Raw genomic sequence first — 18347 nt, 5'->3', positions numbered from 1 at the left:
ACCTATGCATCGAACTTTAAAAGGCCCGCGCAAGCGGGTTTTTTCATGCACGCTCGAAGCCGACGCGGTAAAGCGGGCATTCGTGTTTTTCTGGGGTTCTCTGCACACCGCCAGCGAAAAAGCCCGTTGCATCGATATACTGCATAGGCGTCAAAACCATCCACATGACCCATTTCCATGATTCATGTAGCGCAAGATTCTTCCCACGCAAATAAGGTTCATCTCTTTGTTTGACGGGTGGATGGTGCTTTGCCGCGCCGGAAACCAGCAGCGAAACGAATGCTTGCGCATCCTCGCCGCCCTTCCGCCGCACATAATCGAACGTCGAATGAGGAGATATGCAGAAAACCCAGACCAACCCCGCGGCATTCAGCGAAATGCCGCTTTCGCCGTACATCATCAGGGCGATTGACGAAATAGGCTATGCCAAGCCCACGAACATACAGGCAAGCGCCATTCCCTTGCTGCTCGAAAGACGCGATCTTATCGGACGCAGCTGCACCGGGTCGGGCAAGACGGGAGCCTTCTCGATTCCCGCCATCGAGGGCGTCGACGGCACCTCGCACCATGCACAGGTGCTCGTCTTATCCCCCACCCGCGAACTCGCCCTGCAGATTCACTGCGAGATGAAGAAGTTCGCAAAGTACAAGGAAGGCGTATCGCTTGCCGTCGTGTACGGCGGCGCATCGATGCCCGACCAGATCAAGCAGCTGCGCCATGCGAACATCGTGATCGGCACCCCCGGGCGCCTCATGGATCATATGCGCCGCAAAACCCTCAAGCTCGATCATATCCAAACCGTCATCTTGGATGAGGCCGACGAGATGCTCAACATGGGCTTCATCGAAGATATCGAAACCATTTTGAACGCCACGCCCGCAGAGCGCCAGACCGTGCTGTTCTCGGCAACCATGTCCACATCGCTCCGCAAGATCTCCAACACCTTCCTCACCGATCCGCTGACCGTCGAGACGCTTTCCGGCAAGGAAAACCAAGCCGATATCGAGCAGACCTACTTCCGCGTTGCGCAGGGCAAGAAAAAGGACGTGCTCAGTCTTCTGATGCATGCCAACGGGCAGCGCTCCGTTGTATTCTGCAATACGAAATCGATGGTGGACGAACTGGCCGAGATGCTTCGCAAACAGGGCTTCAAAGCATCGGGGATACACGGCGACATGACGCAGGCGGCCCGTATGCAGGTCATGCAAGGATTCCGCAATGGCAGCGTACACGCCCTGATAGCCACCGACGTCGCCGCGCGCGGCATCGACGTTGACGACATCGACGTCGTCATCAACTACGATCTGCCGCAAAGCTTCGAATATTACGTCCACCGCATCGGACGCACGGGACGCGCCGGCAAGCGAGGCGTCTCGCAAACGCTGATCTGCAACGGCAAGCAGCAGGCGACGCTTCGCGGGCTTATGAAGTACACGGGCACTGCCATCGAAGAGCGCAAGCTGCCCACCGACAGCGAAATCATGGACAAGGCCGTAGCCCGCACCGTCCTCGAGATCGAATCGCACGCGAAGAACCGTCCGGGGAAAGCCGCCCGAAAGCTCGTGGAGGACCTTCTCGAAAACCCGCTGTTCGAAGGCTCGGAGAAGCAGGTCGCCGTCGCTTTGGCCGAAATGCTCATAGGCGGAGACGAGCAGTTCGACCGTTTGAAGGATATCGGGGCGTATGCGCAGAAGCCGAAACGCAAAGAGCCCGCTCGCACAAACCAGAGCGGCGCAGGGCGCAAACGCACGGGAGTCGCCCCCGACCGCGGCGGTTCGAAGGCCCGCGGCAAGCGAAAGCCCCCGAACCGCAACGGTCGCAACGACAAAGGCGGGCGCGGAAGCCGCAGCGACCAGGACGGCCGCAGCAGTCGCAGCGACCAATGCCGCCACGGTGGCCAGGAAGCCCCGAAACCAAAAAAGAAGAAGCAACGCAGCAGAGCGTACAAAGTAGCTTAAGAACCTCAGGGGCCGCAACGGCCCCTTTTTTGTCGGACGGCTTCGAGCCCATGGGCTCGAAGCAATGCGCCAGACGCCCGCTACGGCCTGCAGCCCTGCCGCTACGCCTCTCGGCCCCCAAATAAGAAAAGGCCAGGGTTTCGAAACCCTGGCCTGCGCTATTCATGGAGCGGGTGACGGGAATCGAACCCGCGTTGTCAGCTTGGAAGGCTGGAGTTCTACCATTGAACCACACCCGCATTGCATATGGCACCGTATCGCTGCCAAGCAACCTTTGGTATGATACACGAAATGCGACGTGTTGAAAAGAAGAATTACCGCAATTTCGTCTTTGGATTCTGCAGCAATTCATCCAGCTAACCGATCGCCCGCCGACAGACGATCGAAGCATCGCTTTAGCGTGCACCCTCGGCGCATGGCACGGCGCCCACCAGATCAGCGGTCTTTTCTCGAAACCAGAAGCAGGATGCCGCCGACCAGGTTGACGAATATCAGCGTGCATACGCCGAAGCCCGTCGTGTTGGCCTTCGTGCCCTTGTAAAGCCCCCAGCAGTGGACGGTCATGGGAATCATCCAGGCGAGCGGAATGATGGTCCACCCCACCGATACGGTGGAGACGAGGCAGAGGATGAACGCCACGAGCCTCAACGTTTGATCGGTGCTTCCCTCATACGAATAGGGCTGCTGATAAGGGGGCTGCCCATACGCGGGCGCTGTATACGCTGCACCTTGGCAGGCCTGCGATTGCGAAGGCTGAACCGGAGCGAAATCGTTGGTCCACTGCACCCCGTTCCAATACCTAAGCTTCGAAACGTCTCCCGATGGATCAGGGTACCAACCTGCTTGCTGTTCTGTCATGTCACTCCCATTGTTTGCGTGTCTTACTAGAGCATGCAATCTTATATAGCACAATCGATCGAGCACGGTCGGCCTCCCTGGCCGATTGACACGCTTCCGATACCAAAAATTCCGAAACTTCCGTATTCGGCGTTCGGATCATTCCTGCGTCGCGGCGATAACGACAGCAGCATCCTGGCCGAGAGCCATACAGGTAGGCACGAGCGTTGCCGCAAGAACCAGTGCGAACCCCGCAAACGAAACGACGAGCCCCTCCCCGAAGGTAAGACCGGCGAAAAAGGGCCATCCGTAAGCGTAGTTGACGATAGCGCCAGCTGCGATCGTCGCAACAGCACCCGTCAAAGTAGCGGTGACGGTATGGATGAACGCCTCGCAGACGGCAGCCGCCACAAGCGTTTCAGGCCGCGCTCCAACTGCGGAGAGGAGGGCGACATCGCGCGAGCGGGAACGCGACGACATGACCACGCTGACCGCCGCCCCGACTGCGCACAGCAAAACGGGGCCGCCGAGCATGAGCAAAGCCGCCGATGCATCGAGGCCGCTGGCGTCGGTTACGCCCTGGTCTTTCAGAAAAGCGACCCCGCCCGCAACGACGGAGAAAACGCCCGACACCAACCCGAACCCCACCATAACGGGTGTTTCAACCGAAGAACTTGCCGCAAGACCGAAGCGAGCGGCGCGGCGTGCCAGATACCACGCGATCCATCGCTTTTGGGGAACCAGCGACGTCCATGCACGCAACAGCGCCGAAAGCACGAGGGGCGCGACAGGCACCAGCGTCGCCACCACCAGCGGAGGCATGAATATCGACCAGGTAAAGGCCTCATCGACGCCCGATCCGATGAGAATGGAACCCATCCAGCACGTGCAGACGACCAAGCACGCGAATGCCGCCGCGCGCAGCCACGTCATCCCCATGCGCTTCGGCTCCGGTTCGCGCAGCACGGCCAAAGGAGGCGTTCTCCCCGCAGCGCGCGCACCCCTCAACCCGCCGCACAGAAACACACCCGCAACCACAAGCCACACCCGAGGCAGAAAAGACAGCTCGGCATAAGGCGTCAGCTGGGCGATTTCGTCTCGCGAACCGAACACGAGCGGGAACAAGGGCTCGAAGCTCAACGCAGCGAGCAGCGTACCGCACACGGCGCCTGCAATCGCCACCACGGCAAGCTGGACGAGCACCACCGCGCTCACCATACGGGGCTTCACGTTCGCCAGCTGCCACAAAGCGTAGGAGCGCCGCTGCGCCGAAACCGTCAGATTCGCCGCCGAAGCGAGCACCGCCACGGCCGCGACCAGCGAGAAAACGAGCATCATCGAGCCGGCATTCTGCAGGGCGGTGCGCGTTGGATCGGCGTACAACCCGGCCGTTGACTGCAGGAAGGCGATCCAGCCGCCTATGCAGCCGCACGCTATCGCCACGAAGAATGCGCCGACCCAAGTGGCGGCGTGATCGCGCAGATCGGAGAGCGCGAGCCGGATCATCTCGGCACCCCCATGGCTTCGAGAATCTCACGCGCACTCGAACGCCCCATTTCGCGCACAATCCGGCCGTCCCTCAGCACGAGGATGCGATCGGCCAACGAAGCGGCTTCGAGATCGTGGGTAACCATCACAACCGATCGGCTGGAATCGTCGCCGATCGTGCGCAGCATGCCGAGGACCTCGCGCCCGCTCTTCGAATCGAGCGCCCCGGTCGGCTCATCGGCAAACACCACATCCGATGACCCGACAAGCGCACGGGCGATGGCCACGCGCTGCTGTTCGCCGCCCGACATGTCCCCCGGGCGGTCCTTCTCTCGCCCGCCGAGGCCGACGCTTTCGAGCACCGCCCCTGTCTGCTCGCTCGTGACGGGGCGGCCCGCCAGCCGCGCGGGCAACGACACGTTCTCTTCCACGTTCAGCGAGGGGATGAGGTTGTACGATTGGAAGACGAACCCCACGTGATCCCTGCGGATCTTAGACAGTGCGCTGCGGTTCGCCTTGACGACCTGCCTGCCCATCAGCTCGATAGAGCCCTCATCCGCCGCTTCGAGCCCGGAAAGGCAGTACAGGAGCGTCGATTTTCCCGAACCGCTCGGCCCTACGATGCTCACCATCTCACCGAGTTCGATGCGCAGGCTGACGTCTCTCAGCACCTCTATCGACCGCCGAGCGCGGCCCTTCCCCGCACAAAACGATTTCCTCACGTTGCTGGCAATAATCGCGGAACCCATACGAACTCCCATCGTTGCGGCATCGGGCAGCAATGCCTTAGGCAAAGAGACCTCTGCTCTGCTTTCAGATTGTTTGTCTACGTCTATGATTTTTTCGAATACGATGCTGCAGCGATCGGGAAGAAAAACTCGATCGCGCTTACGGACGTGCGCCTATCCGTCTTCCCTCATCGAGGGAAACGCCCGCATCGCCACGCACAGCACGCCGCCGACCGGCCAAGCCAGCCAGAACCATCGCTGAGCATCGAACACGGGCACGAAGAGAAGCACCAAAGCGACGGCCGTCGCCACGCACATGACGACGACAACGATGCCGCGATCGCGCTTGGCTCGACGGGCGCGCGTCCGCAGTCCCGCATCATCCAAGGCGTCGATCTGCACATCATCTAACTCGGAAAGCGATCTTCGGTTGTATCTATCCAAGTTGCAACGTGATTTCAGCAAACATCCGCGCATGATGAAGAACACGCCCGCCGCAATGAACAAAAAGGGAATGGACCCCGCAAGCCATTGCGCCTCGTACAGCACCATAGTGAATGCGAGGCCGACCATGACCAGCCCGATGCCCGCGACGATCCCCGCCGTCCGAGCGGAACGCGCCTTGTTTTTCTGGTCGGCAGTGTAGAAGTCCTCCACGAAAGGATGCGCTTTGCGAAACCCGTTGCGCGCAGACCATGCGGGAAGAATGAGCGCAAACCCTACGGCGATGCCCGCAAGCATCAGCACGGTCGCATAACTCTGAGATGGATCGCCTGACGAGAATTCGGGACCCGACAAGAGCACTGCGAGCGAAAACCCTATGATGATCGCAACCACGCCAAGCGGAAACTTCCATGCAAAGGAGCGCATCGCCTGATCGTATCCCGTCACATCCTGGGAGACCGCGTGCACCGGCATGCGAGAGACCGCATCGGTCGGACGATCGGTCAAATCGCCCAAAACCAATTCGTCGAGCGTGCAACCGAACAGATCGCACAGCTTGAGCAGTTTGTCCATCTCGGGGTACGCACGCTCCGCCTCCCATTTCGATACCGATTGGCGGCTCACGCCAAGCAGCATGGCAAGCTGTTCTTGCGTCATGTTGCGCGTCGCACGCAGATGTTGCAGGTTATCGCGAAAGCTCATGGAACCATCCTTTTGTTTTCGTGTCGTCGGATTGGCCGACATCCCCATAGTGCCAGCGCGAAAGCCATTGCTCAACCAACTTTCGGCTTCTTTTTCGAGAATCTCATGACAACTTGCGGTATCCAAGGGCAGATCAGAGGCATGGGTTCTGAAAATACGACAAACGCGTTCGCGCAACCGGAAAAACCGCTGCGACCCCAAGCGCTAGCCCGAAAAACGGCGCCCCGCCGATCCGCACGCCGCAAAGGCTATCTGGCCGACAGGCGAATCGCCCCGGAAAAGATTTCGGGTCTGCCCATTATTGAAGATGGACAGACCCGAAATGGTCGGGACGACAGGATTCGAACCTGCGACATCCTGCTCCCAAAGCAGGCGCGCTACCAAACTGCGCCACGTCCCGACGCTAGAACAGCTTTTGCATTATATCAGAAGTTCAGAGCCGTGAAGCTATTTTTGCCTTAAGCTCACGAAGCGCGTTCCCGCGATGCGAGACCGCGTTCTTTTCATCCTGGCTCACCTCGGCAAGCGTAAGCGCTCCCTTGAATACGTCGGGGTAGAACAGCGGGTCGTAACCGAAGCCGCCATCGCCTTGAAGCCCGTATCCGATATGCCCCTCAACGGTGCCGCGCGCGACGGTTTCCGTGCCGTCCTCATCCACGAATACAAGTGCGCTGACGAAACGTCCCGTGCGTTTTTCAGGCGGCACATCGCCGAGCTCGCGCAAAAGCTTTTCGTTGTTCGCCGCATCATCGCCGTGTCCGCCGGCATACCGAGCCGAATGAACTCCGGGCGCTCCGCCAAGCGCGTCGACCTCGATCCCCGAATCATCCGCAAGCGCGGCACAGCCAGCCGCCTCGTAAGCCGCTCGGGCCTTGATGCGCGCGTTTCCTTCGAAGGTTTCGGCATCTTCTTCCGGATCCGATTCAACTCCCAACTCGGACAGCGTATAGAACTCCCACCCCTCGAAATCGAGAGCGGTTCTGATCTCTTCCACCTTGTGGGCGTTATTGCTTGCGATGACTACTTTTTTCATATCTGCTCCTAGCGCATGATGGTCGGCTGCAAAAGGCGCTGCCGACCGATTCAGACCTTCCGAAGATCATCGGCTCCCACGTGCAGCACCGAACCGAGCGGCATCCTCAACACGCGACCGCCGAATCGTTCGAATTCGCCTACGTCGGTGCCCGTCGTAAAGAATTCGAACGTCGCCTTATGGCCGGGCTCGGCGCGCTTCGCCCTTCGCGTGAGTATCTCGGCGACATCCTTTGCCGCCTCCTTCGCCGACGAAATGAGCAAGACCTCGCGGCCGACCACCCCGCCGATAAGGGCTTTCAGCAGCGGAAAGTGGGTGCATCCGAGCACCAGCGTATCGATCTCGCACCGCCTGAGCGGTTCGAGGTATTCTTTCGCTATCTCTTGAAATGCAGGTCTGATGTACACCTTCGATGCAAGCGAAGTGAAATCCTCGATCGGGCCTTCGGCCATGCGTATGCCCTGCTCCGCAATCTCGACGAACCGGGGAGTCGGAACGGAAAACACCGTAATGCCCGCATCGAGGTTGCGTATGGCACTCGCGTACGCCCCCGACTCGATCGTGCCTTTCGTGGCGATAACGCCCACATGCCTGTTCTTCGTCGCATGAACCGCCGCGCGCGCACCCGGCTCGACCACGCCGACTACGGGAACGTCGAATGACCTTTGGGCATGGGAGAGCCCCGCTGCGGTAGCCGTGTTGCATGCGATGACGACGATCTTGACCCCCCGCTCGATAAGCCACGCCCCGATCTGCTGCACGAAACCGTCAACCTCTTCAAGCGAACGCGGTCCGTACGGGCAGCGGGCGGTGTCGCCGAAATACACGATGCTCTCGTCGGGAAGCGCCTTGATGATTTCACGCGCAACGGTCAAGCCGCCGTATCCGGAATCGAAAACGCCGATGGGAGCATTGTCGAATCCATCGCCGGGACGACGATATCCGTCGCCCGATGCGGTAAACGAGGAGGTGGAAAAGGCGCATCCGCCCAAGGCGGCCGCTTGTGGGTTTTGATCGCTCATGATTGCTCAGTATAGCGCAGACATGATGACGCGATGCAAAACCGTTGCAGCGGCCATAGTATCTGCTAATCTGGAATCGACACGCTGTACGCGAGCTGATCCGCCTTGACCGTCAAGCGACGATCGAGTCGGGTATCCGCACGAGAAAGACGAGGAAAGCACATGAAGGTTCTGCTCATCAACGGCAGCCCCAACGAAAGACGCTGCACCTACACCGCCTTGGCCGAAGCGGCCCAGGCACTTGAAGCCGAGGGAATCGAAACCGAGATCGCATGGATCGGAAGGGATCCCCTGCGCGGCTGCATCGGATGCGGGGGATGCGGCAAGCGGGGCGATAGCCGCTGCATATTCGATGACGACGTGGTCAACCGCCTTCTCGAGAAGGCGGAGCGAGCCGACGGATACATTGTGGGATCGCCTGTTTTCTACGCAGGAGCCAACGGCGCCCTTCTCGCCGTCCTCGACCGCATGTTTTACGCCGGCAGCTCCCTCATGCAGTTCAAACCCGCCGCCGGAATCGCCTCGGCTCGCCGCGCGGGCACGACGCCGGCCATCGATCAGATCAACAAGTACTTCCAAATCAACAAGATGCCCGTCGTCTCGAGCACGTACTGGCCCATGGTACACGGGCAAAGCGTCGAGCAGGTGCGCCAAGACGAAGAGGGTCTGCAGACCATGCGGATGCTCGGCAAGAACATGGCCTGGATGTTGCGCTGCATCGAAGCTGATCGCGAAGCGGGCGGCGAACATCCCCGGATGGAGAAGAAAATCGCGACGAACTTCATTCGTCCGAACGCCTAAACGAACCGATCGATCAAACCCATGGCGAAGCCGCACGACCAAAAAACAAACGCGATGCGCGTACTCGATGCAGCCGGCATCGAGTACGTCTCACGCATGTTCGAGTGCCCCGAAGCGCTCAGCGGCATCGAAGTCGCCCGCCTACTCGACCTCGAACCCGAGCGCGTCTTCAAAACGCTTGTCACTGAAGGACGATCGGGAGAGCACTACGTATTCATGATCCCCGTTGCCGAAGAGCTCGACCTGAAGAAAGCGGCTACCGCCGTTAAAGAGAAATCAATCGCGATGATCAAATCCAAAGAGCTTCTTCCCCTCACAGGATACGTCCATGGCGGCTGCTCCCCCATTGGCATGAAGAAGGCTTTCACGACCGTCGCGGACGAAACCGCCATCCTGTTCGATAGAATCGTGTTTTCAGGCGGCCGAATCGGCACGCAAATCGAAGCGTCGATCGACGACCTTTCCCGCGTGCTGGCCGTTTCGACCGCCGACCTGACCGTCTAGGCAAGCCGTATCGCAACAGAGCGCGCGGCGCCAAGCAGCGAAGCCTTGCCAAGCCCTACCAGTGAACGATGACGGTCTCCCCCACAGGCAGAATGCCGTACAGTTCCTGCGCCTTGGCGCTCGGCAGATTGACGCACCCATGGCTTCCGTAGCCATCGCGGTACATAGTGCCGCCAAAACCGGGCTGCCACCACGCATCATGCAAACCGATAACGTTGCCGACAAAAGGCATCCAGTACTGAACGACCGTCTTCTTCGGTTCCTTTCTGCCGCTCTCGTACGTATTGAGCGTCGTCGGACCCGTCTTCGTCGTAACGTAGTACACGCCTGTCGGCGTAGCCATTTCAGCGTTGGGCTTGCCGGTGATAATGGCAGTCTCCCAGATCACATTGCCCGCATCGTCGTAGTAGCGCGCATACTGCTCTGAAAGATCAACGTCAACGTAGCCCGCCCAATCGCGCTCGCCTGCGCCTGCATACAGATCGGCGCTCTGCAAAACGGGGATCTCAACCGTCCCCGTCTGCCCGCTTTCAAGACCTTCCTTGACAATGGTCAAAAGCGTATCGCGGTCAGCCGACCAACCGTAGGTTCCACCGGCAACCGTCACCTCTTTTCCATCGGCGCGCGTGAACGTGCGCTCCGTGCCGATCGTGTTGAATCCCGCAGCGAGCTCGTCAACCCAGGCGACCATGAGGTTCTCATCGAACGACGGGTTGAGATCTTCGTCGAACACGATCCAGCTCGATATCCTGTCAGGGCCGACGATGGCAGCTTCCGCCGAACCGGCCGCAAGCGTGAAATCGGCAACGAGCAGCTCGTTCGCCGCATCGCACGAAGCGGCGAGCATCGGGTCGTCCGAAAGCACGGGCGGTTTGAGCAGCTCTCCGCTCGCCACCGTTGCCTTGCGCTCCATCGTCGAGGCCGCCTTCCCCGCAACCTCAGCCACAGCTTCAGGATCGAGAGCGGTGCCGGGAACCTCGGGGGCTACCTGGAATTTCCGAGAGGCCTCGTCGTATGCGACGGTCGCATCGCCGGGCTGCGTTGCGGTTTCGTTGAATGAATCGACTTGCTCCTTCACGGATTCAAGCAAAGTCGCCTTGTCGTAACTTGCGGCGAGAACGCTGTCCAGATCATGATGTTCCTGCATCTCAAGGGGCCACATCCACATGCGGGGCCCTTCGAGCGCCTGGGCTACAATGGCCTCGCTGTCAAGGGTTAACCCGATTTCTTCGGAATCGAGCTTGAATGAAAGCCCCTGCCCCTCGACGGATAGCCCATAATCCTCCAACGCCGCCTGAAGAACCTCTTCCGCTTCCGCCGAGGTCTTCAGCGATACGTCGTATTCTCCGATCACGGTATCGGGGAAGAACCGATCGGAAAAATAGAAGCACCCGGCAGCGTATGCGAGCACCGCCAACCCCAGAAGGGATCCGAGAACGATCCCGAAAACCTTGAGAGCCTTCCGCCCGCGCTTTTTTCGGGGAGCGGCGCTTGGAAAATCGGAAGGCTGGGCGGACTGACCATCGACTTGGACGGTATCTTGGACCTGCGTATCTGCGGCATGCCTTCCCTGTGAAACCTTGGCATCCGCCTTCGTGTCATTTTTCATAAGACCTTACTCGTTCGACGTAAAGCAACCGAAGAGTATTGTAGCAGCACGAACACCATATGGGACGCAGTGCTGCAATGTTGCAATATTTTGTTGGTAAACGCTAAATGCACATGTGCGCCCGCTTTGCGCGTTACTCGCCTGCCGCCTTCGATTTGCTCGAAGCGAGCCATACCACAACGAGATCGATCACGCCCTTGGCAACGAGAAGCAACCCGAGCACTAAAACGAACGTTACGGTCGTATCGAACGGGTTCACGATAATCACCACGCCACCGAGCGCGATGGCGATGCTGACGATGAGCGTCCCGAGCCACGAGCCACCGCCAAAGGGCCGCAGTTCGACGGATCTCACCGCGTTCAATACGCCGCTCATAACAAGCACGATGCCCAAAATGAGCGAGAAGAAGCCGGCGACCGCTTCGGGAAAGACAAATACGACAAGCGCCAAGACCACCATCAAGATCCCCGTTGCCAGAGCGCCCCGGTACCCATCGCGCTCAGAGCGATGCCGCGCGTAGGAAATCAGGGATACAATGCCTGTGATGGCGAGATAGGCGGCGAACAGATACACGACCGTCACGGTGGTCGCCTGCGGCCACATCGTCAAAAAAAGCCCGAGAAGAACCGACAAGACGGCCTGCATGACAATGCTCGAAGATACCGCCTTTACGAAACGCCTCATACCGCTTCCTTCCGATGGATTCCCGTCAGTGCAGCGGGACGCCCACATGCCCAGCCGCCGTGATGAAAGCATACCATGTGCAAGTCAGGGGGGTTGATTTGTTGGAATCCCGTAAGGGCTACGTTGTCGTATCGGAACGCTTGCCCCGTACATCAAAACCAAGCGCGAACGAACAGATGCGGTTTTCAGGATGCGATTCGAAATACCGATACAATGCGCGTACAAGAAGATAAGCGACGCCCGCTCCCGCCGCCCCCGCAAGAACGCCCGCAATCACATCGGATGGATAATGAACCATCAGATAACTGCGGGAAAGACCCATGAGGGCAACCGGGATGAAGCACAGCCATCGCGCTTTGCTTCGCAAGCACAGGAACAATCCCGTCATAGCCGCCATCGTAGCCGTCGTATGGCCCGATGGGAACGAGAAACTCGTCTCGATCGGAGAGCCGACGAACGTCCACCACCCATAGATGGCGCCCGCCTCATCGGCGAAGGGACGCGGCCGCGCAATGAGATCCTTAAGCACAAGGTTCGTAATGACCGCTCCGCACAGAACAGCCAGAAACATGCACAACCCGGCCTTTCGCGTATTCTTGAACAGCATGAGTACAGCCGAAACCAGAAACAGGCCGATCCCCTTTTCGGCGAACAGGCTCACCAGCATGAAAAAGGGCGTGAAGAACCATCCGGCAGCTTCCGCCAAACCGTGAAGACCCGCGAAAATCGCAAGATCGAACCCGGCCAGCGTCGCATTCAACCATCCTGCCACCATCGTCAACTCCATGAAAACCACCCTTCGTAGCATCTGAACATCCATACGGACCGATTACCGCTCCCGCCGCTTCAGCGCACGCATCGCGATCGCCGTCTTCGCAACCAGCAATGCGAAGAGGATCGCCGTCGCATAAGGCTGGCGCGCCGCTGCAAACAGCAGCACGGCGAACACGTGCACGCCGAAGGAAATCGTTCGGACCGCTTTCGCCGTGCGCGGCGAAGCGCCGAAAGCACGCGTAACGGCTTCCGCCGTGCCCGCGAGAGGCAGAAGCACAAGCGGTACGAAATACGTCAGAACCACCGGCTCGCCCAATGCCGCATAGTATTCCGGCAGCGGCGCCGCCCTGATAAAACCCGGTTCCGGAATTCCATAGAGCGGCAGAAAGACAAGTGCCAGCACCGCAATGTCAAGCGCAGCGAACGCCGCAGCGATCCGGCTGTCCGAAGCCGTGCGGTTCTCCTGTTCAGCTGCGCCCAATACCTCGCTTCCCGAAAGAAGCTCGTCGATCGAAACATCGAAGAGCACCGCGATGTCTTTAAGCGAATCAAGATTCGGATAGCCGCCCCCCGTCTCCCACTTCGATACGGCGGTCCTTGACACGTGCAACCGCTCGGCAAGCTGTTGCTGCGTCATGCCACGATCCGATCTCAATTGGGCGAGCGTCTCGTTGAATTCTTTGCGTTTTTCCATTCGCCCATTATGCATGGGCGCACGATTCTGGCAAGACACGATTCGTGTCGCCGAACCAACCTGCGCTTCGACGCGCATTTTGGCCAAAACCTTCAAGCACCGCCAAAAGATCGTGCCACACCTCTTCAGACCGCGAAAAGCGAACGCGGCTGTTCCGATGATCGATCCGGCATTGGCAAAGAGGTGCTCGATAAACGGTATGCAAGAGAAAGAAAAGCCTCCCGATCTGAGATTCTGCCAGATCGGGAGGCCTGCATTGTTGGTGGAGCCGAGGGGGAAGCAGTCGAACTCGACGCCTCCCCCTTTAACAAAAGGGGATTCGTCGGTCCAATACTCATCCAGCGAGAACCAGTCCCGCCACGTGATTTCCTGCTTGTCGTCCTCGGAGAACCACATGCTCACGACGAGCTTGTCGTCGTACAGGTAGACCTTGTCCACGAAATACTCGAAGACTTGGTCTCGAATCTCCGGGTCGTTCACGTCAGCATGCAGGAACTTGTCGAAGTACGCCTGGATGCTGTGCCTGTCCTCGCACAGCGACACGCGGACGTTTTCCGTCCCTATGGCATCGTCCAGGGCGCTCTTCTGCTCTTCGAGCTGCGCGAGACGTTCCGTCACCGTATCGCTGAGAACGCCCTTCTCGATGACCTTCACGAGGTTCGCGAGGCTTTTCTCCACTTCCCTGCGCTTCGCCTCCAGCGCCTCGAGATACGCGGTGTCGTTGTGGCTCTTCTCGTAATACTCCGCCGCGTCCAGGGCGAGCGCCGTCACGTTCTCCTCGTCGTCGACGATGTTGTGCAGGGCGAACAGCACCATGTCCTCTAGGTCTTGCTTGCGGGCCTTGTGCAGGTGGCACTCCTTCCTGCGCTGGGCGGAGCAATAGTAGTAGTAATACGTCCGTCCCGTCGCGCTCGTACCTGACACGCCCTGCATGGTGCTCCCGCACTCACCGCAATAGAGCTTGCCCGTGAGCCAATAGCGCGGAGCCTCGGCGTCGTCCATGCCGTGCGCCCGCTGGGAACCCTTGCGCTTGTTCTCGGCGAACCGCCTTTGCGCGTGCTCGAAAGTCGCCTCGTCGACGAGGACGGGCATTCCGCCGGCGACCACGATGTCGCCGTGGTGGTACTCGCCGATGTAGGCGCGGTTCTTGAGCATCTTGTTCAGCATGTTCACGCTGAACTTCGCGTTCCTCGGCGTGCGCAGGCCCTGCGCGTTCATCTCCTCGGCAATGGTCTTCAGCGGCTTGCCCGACGCGTATTCCTTAAACGCCCACTGCACGAACGGCGCCGTGTTCGGGTCGGGGATGTACTTCTTCGTGGACCTGTCCACGTCATAGCCGAACAGCTTGTGGCCGTTGTACAGGGCGTGCTGTGCGTTGTAGTCCATGCCGCGCTGGATGTTCTGCGACAGCTGGCGGCTGTAATACTCCGCCATGGCCTCCATCAGCCCCTCGATGAGGACGCCTTCGGGTCCCTCCGTCGGGATATGCTCGGCGAGCAGGTGAATCTCGCATCCCGCGTCGCGGATTTTCTTCTTCGCCATCGCCAGAACGTACTTGTCGCGCCCCAGACGGTCGGTCTTCCACATGATGAGGGTATGGGGACGGATTTTTGCGACTTCCGACAGCATCTGCTGGAACCCCGGTCGTGCGTCCGTGGTGCCGGATATTGCCGCGTCCTCATACTCCTGCACGATTTTGAAGCCGTGCGCATCCGCCCATTCGTGGGCAAGGTCGCGCTGCTGGTCGATGCTCGCCTCGTTTTGCGAGTGCGACGAGAAGCGATAGTACGCTATCGCAAGGTTGTTGTCGTTCGGCGCGAATTTCTTCTTACGTGCCATAGGTTTACCACCCCCTGTCTTTTCTGCTTATAGGCTTTCACCTTAGTTCCTCCTATATGATGAATTACGTAAATGCGCATTTAATTATAAAGCCCGCCGCCCAAAAGAGCGACGGGCTTCGCATGCTTGCTATTATTGCGGACCAATCAATCTGTTCGTGCCGGTCAGCGCTCCGACCTCGTCCTTATCTTCAATCGAGAGAACCGCGTCATTCCAAACACGCAATACGTTCTGGTCGAAAATATATTGAATTGAACGCATAACGCGAGACGGTTCATACATCGACTTATCTAAAACAACTTGTGGAACCGTGGCAAGGTCCCACTTCTTGTTCGCATTGCGGGAAAGAATCGGAAGTCTTTCTTCTTTAGCCAAAGACGAATAACGCGTAAGCATAGAGACACCACCTGTCAGCTGCGGTGGAAACGGGGATGTTTCGAGCAACGACTCCATATTATTGAAAACCAGCTTGCCAGTCATATCCATGGCAAAGTATGGGGTTACCTTTCCGTCAAATGGATTCAGGTATACGTGATTGAACCAATCTATATCCACGATGCAACCATGAACTGTACCCGTTCCGCCGATTGCGCTTACCTCGTCAGAAATCATAGAAAGGGCTTTCCGATACGGGGCAAACGCACAGCGTACTTTTCGGACGTACTCGGGAAGATTATCGAAGTAGTAGTCGATATCGTAGTCGAGCTTATGCCGCCTGCCACCCTCCAGAAGGCACAACCCGCTTGCACTTTCCAGCACGAACATATAGACCCCACCATGCTTCAGAGCATATAAAGCACCGGGATATTTCATGCTCTGTATCATGATGCCTTGACAGCGATTAAACTCAACATACTGCTCACGTGTAATCAGGTGAATGCCGTCAGGAAAATCCTTAAACGGGTCGTATTTATGAACATCAATCGTAAAGCTGTTAAGACGCCAAGGCTTAGGTCGGTAACCGACCTGATTGTCGGAAAAAACAGCAGTACCATCACGTTGCAGCAAGAACCTGTTCTGATGGGTGTGACCGCTTACATAAATCCACTTAGGGTTGTATTGGGCATCAGACCAGTCTGCCATCTGCGTATGGGTTAGCACGATTACCCGAAGGTTTTCCGCACTCGCCAGAACCTTCTCATACACCGCTCGAAAACGCTTTGACCTCGCGATGTCTTCTTCTGTCGAAACTGCTGCACGATATAATCCCATCTCAGCGTTAAAGACCGGATTTAATCCAGAAAATCCTATTCCGCCAAGTACGAGGAACGTTGAGTTGGCGCATACTTCGGCAAGCTCCTCATCGCTTGCGTTAAGAATCGTCTCCTCATCCAATATCTCGCTACGAAGCCCCTTGTAAACAATGAGCAGTTCATTTTCCAGCAGCGTTGCTTGAGACATCGCTTGTCGATAATTGGCAACGATTTCATCAATCGGTCGCGCAGGTTTAAGCCCTATCGGGTCGCCATCCCATAACTCGTGGTTTCCCAGAACAGAAATAATCTTTCCTTGCCAGCCATCGAACGAACCGAGCTGCTTGTAAAAAAGCGCTTCTAACTCAACGCTATCCGCCACATCGCCGCCAATAAGCAAGATGCCATGAGTGCTCGGCACAGACGCTAAGAGTTCCGCAATCTTTTCATTAATGCGACGCTGTATTTCAGGCAAAGACAGCTTTAGGATATCGAAAGGCCGTTTTACGAGCTGATGCTCAAGATGGATGTCGGTTATATAGTAAATAACATCGACAGAGCCATCAGCGACAGATAAATCATAGGCATGCGCTTCCTCTGTGCCCGAAACTATCTGCGTGTCTTTATCAGTAGAAACAGGCGTTTCAAGAGCAATTGGCTCATACTTTATGAAGGTGTCTGACCGAAACTCCTTTTCCAGTTTCTTGCGAATGTCTTCAGGAAACCTTTCGATGGGAATAGAAGGGTCCATCCGCAAAGCATCACGACAAAGTTTTGTCGTCAACAAAGATGCGGGGATAGCCAAAATCGCCCGCGGATTAGACTTGAGTGCATAATTCACCAGTTTTTTATCGAGTTGGGGTACGTATCGCAAATTCATGGGGTCCCGCTCAACCATTTCAAAGCAAAGGTCGCGAGAAACAAATTCAGCAGGCGCGTACTGCAAGCTCTCAGGGTAAAGCCGAGCGGATAAGGCGACAAGCTCTTCCGACATACACTTTTTGGGAACAAACGACAATACCGAGCAATAGCTACGGTAGGCACTCCGAGTCGAACGCGAACCATCCGGCCAAAGAAGCTCTCTGACCGGAAAAGGAGCCTCAATAGCCACCTTGGCAAGCTCTTTTGTTATCAAGCGTTTCGGAACAAATTCAAGTGCATACCCATTCGCCTTCACAGCCGCCTCGCAAAGAGCCTTTCCCTCTTTTCCGCGCAAGTAGCATTTAGGCACAAACGAAAGAGCCAGTCCTCCATTGCGTACAGCTGCCAGACATATCTCATAGCCCTTATCTCCGAGCAATATCCGCTCAGGAACCTCTCTCAAAGCACTGCCGTTGCTTTGCACAGCTGCCAGGCATATAGCTATATCCCGATATTGTTCGGGCACATACTCCAAATTCAAGCCGTTCTTGCTCACCGCAATCTCACACACTTCGCGCGTAAGATACTTTTTCGCAATAACTTTGAGAATCGTATATGCGGGATTGTTGACGCTGAAGCCGTTAACGGCTTCATCAACCATCTCCTTCGTCTGTGCTCGCTTTCCAAGCTCTTTCAAATGGAGATACCAGTAAAACGGGTTGTCCTTACCCATTACCTCTGATTTTCTCTCCAAGCGCTCTATCAATCCCGATGAACGAACAGCAAGGCCATCTTCCATGTCTTGTCACCCCCTCTCTTAATCTTTTCGAACGTGCTCCTGCACCCACTCGTGGATGATTGCGGCAATCGTTGTCTCGCGCTCCGCAGCCATCATCTTGAGCGCCTTCTTATCGCTCACGGTGAGCGACAGCGAGAGCGTCGTGCGCTTCTCGTCCGCCGTCGTATCGGCGACAACGGCCTTCTCTATCTTCTTCTGCTCGGCCTCGCGGTCGGCAGCGTATTTCTCGAACATGTTCGCCATGGCGGCTCGACCTCCTTTAATCATTTACATATTTGTACAATTATACATCATCGAGACGCATTTGTCCAGATGGACAACACCTCTGACCTGCGGTTATTCCTTCGGGAACCCCGCAGCCTCGCGCACCGTGTCC

The 18347-nt window shown here is 57.5% G+C and carries 15 protein-coding genes and 2 tRNA genes; 3 read left to right on the top strand and 14 right to left on the bottom strand.

The features are described from left to right. The first annotated feature begins 338 nt into the window (after positions 1–338). Positions 339–1958, top strand: a complete 1620-nt coding sequence (locus C1719_RS07025) for a DEAD/DEAH box helicase (protein ID WP_102374452.1) — start codon at positions 339–341, stop codon at positions 1956–1958. 165 nt (positions 1959–2123) lie between these two features. On the opposite strand, the gene C1719_RS07020 is transcribed toward C1719_RS07025, so the two are convergent. The 8 genes from C1719_RS07020 to murI all read right to left on the bottom strand — a co-directional run bounded on the left by C1719_RS07020 (position 2124) and on the right by murI (position 8212). Continuing rightward, positions 2124–2197 (bottom strand) — tRNA-Gly (locus tag C1719_RS07020). A gap of 196 nt (positions 2198–2393) precedes the next feature. Continuing rightward, positions 2394–2816 (bottom strand): DUF2510 domain-containing protein, encoded by a 423-nt coding sequence (locus C1719_RS15880; RefSeq protein WP_219717836.1) that lies wholly within the window; start codon positions 2814–2816, stop codon positions 2394–2396. Between the two features lie 138 nt (positions 2817–2954). Beyond that, positions 2955–4301 (bottom strand): FtsX-like permease family protein, encoded by a 1347-nt coding sequence (locus C1719_RS07005; RefSeq protein ID WP_102374451.1) that lies wholly within the window; start codon positions 4299–4301, stop codon positions 2955–2957. After that, positions 4298–5032 carry an ABC transporter ATP-binding protein gene (locus tag C1719_RS07000; protein ID WP_102374450.1) on the bottom strand — a complete coding sequence of 245 codons (735 nt, stop codon included), beginning with the start codon at positions 5030–5032 and terminating at the stop codon, positions 4298–4300. Before C1719_RS07000 ends, C1719_RS07005 begins: the two co-directional genes overlap by 4 nt. Positions 5033–5185: 153 nt before the next feature. Then, complete coding sequence (locus C1719_RS06995; RefSeq protein WP_102374449.1) at positions 5186–6157, bottom strand: helix-turn-helix transcriptional regulator; 972 nt, start codon at positions 6155–6157, stop codon at positions 5186–5188. Positions 6158–6480: 323 nt separating this feature from the next. After that, a tRNA-Pro gene (locus C1719_RS06990) sits at positions 6481–6557 on the bottom strand. A 33-nt stretch (positions 6558–6590) separates the two neighbouring features. Continuing rightward, entirely contained in the window at positions 6591–7190 is a 600-nt protein-coding gene (gene rdgB, locus C1719_RS06985) for an RdgB/HAM1 family non-canonical purine NTP pyrophosphatase (protein WP_102374448.1), read from the bottom strand. A 50-nt stretch (positions 7191–7240) separates the two neighbouring features. Beyond that, a complete protein-coding gene (gene murI, locus C1719_RS06980) occupies positions 7241–8212 on the bottom strand; it encodes a glutamate racemase (protein WP_102374447.1) in 972 nt (323 codons plus the stop codon). A 162-nt stretch (positions 8213–8374) separates the two neighbouring features. On the opposite strand from murI, the gene C1719_RS06975 reads away from it, so the two are divergent. Together C1719_RS06975 and ybaK are read left to right on the top strand one after the other, a co-directional pair. Then, positions 8375–9013, top strand: a complete 639-nt coding sequence (locus tag C1719_RS06975; protein WP_102374446.1) for a flavodoxin family protein — start codon at positions 8375–8377, stop codon at positions 9011–9013. Positions 9014–9034: 21 nt separating this feature from the next. Continuing rightward, entirely contained in the window at positions 9035–9517 is a 483-nt protein-coding gene (gene ybaK, locus C1719_RS06970) for a Cys-tRNA(Pro) deacylase (RefSeq protein ID WP_102374445.1), read from the top strand. A 55-nt stretch (positions 9518–9572) separates the two neighbouring features. Here the strand turns inward: ybaK and C1719_RS06965 are convergent, their stop codons facing one another. The 6 genes from C1719_RS06965 to C1719_RS06940 all read right to left on the bottom strand — a co-directional run bounded on the left by C1719_RS06965 (position 9573) and on the right by C1719_RS06940 (position 18214). After that, positions 9573–11126 carry a L,D-transpeptidase family protein gene (locus C1719_RS06965; RefSeq protein WP_102374444.1) on the bottom strand — a complete coding sequence of 518 codons (1554 nt, stop codon included), beginning with the start codon at positions 11124–11126 and terminating at the stop codon, positions 9573–9575. A gap of 133 nt (positions 11127–11259) precedes the next feature. Then, on the bottom strand, positions 11260–11811 hold the full coding sequence (locus tag C1719_RS06960; protein WP_180963515.1) for an HdeD family acid-resistance protein: 552 nt from the start codon (positions 11809–11811) through the stop codon (positions 11260–11262). 118 nt (positions 11812–11929) lie between these two features. Beyond that, positions 11930–12598 (bottom strand): phosphatase PAP2 family protein, encoded by a 669-nt coding sequence (locus C1719_RS06955; RefSeq protein ID WP_180963514.1) that lies wholly within the window; start codon positions 12596–12598, stop codon positions 11930–11932. Positions 12599–12640: 42 nt separating this feature from the next. Then, positions 12641–15118, bottom strand: a complete 2478-nt coding sequence (locus tag C1719_RS06950) for a recombinase family protein (RefSeq protein ID WP_102374441.1) — start codon at positions 15116–15118, stop codon at positions 12641–12643. Positions 15119–15250: 132 nt separating this feature from the next. After that, complete coding sequence (locus tag C1719_RS06945) at positions 15251–17971, bottom strand: DUF4116 domain-containing protein (protein ID WP_102374440.1); 2721 nt, start codon at positions 17969–17971, stop codon at positions 15251–15253. A gap of 18 nt (positions 17972–17989) precedes the next feature. Continuing rightward, the gene (locus C1719_RS06940) at positions 17990–18214 is read right to left on the bottom strand and encodes a hypothetical protein (RefSeq protein ID WP_102374439.1); all 225 of its coding nucleotides are present in this window, start codon (positions 18212–18214) and stop codon (positions 17990–17992) included. Positions 18215–18347 lie beyond the last annotated feature (133 nt).

Origin of the sequence: Raoultibacter massiliensis (assembly GCF_900199545.1) — a bacterium.
Taxonomy (GTDB): Bacteria; Actinomycetota; Coriobacteriia; order Coriobacteriales; family Eggerthellaceae; genus Raoultibacter; species Raoultibacter massiliensis.
The sequence above is the reverse complement of the archived record's forward strand: the minus strand, read 5'-3'. Positions and strand labels throughout refer to the sequence as shown.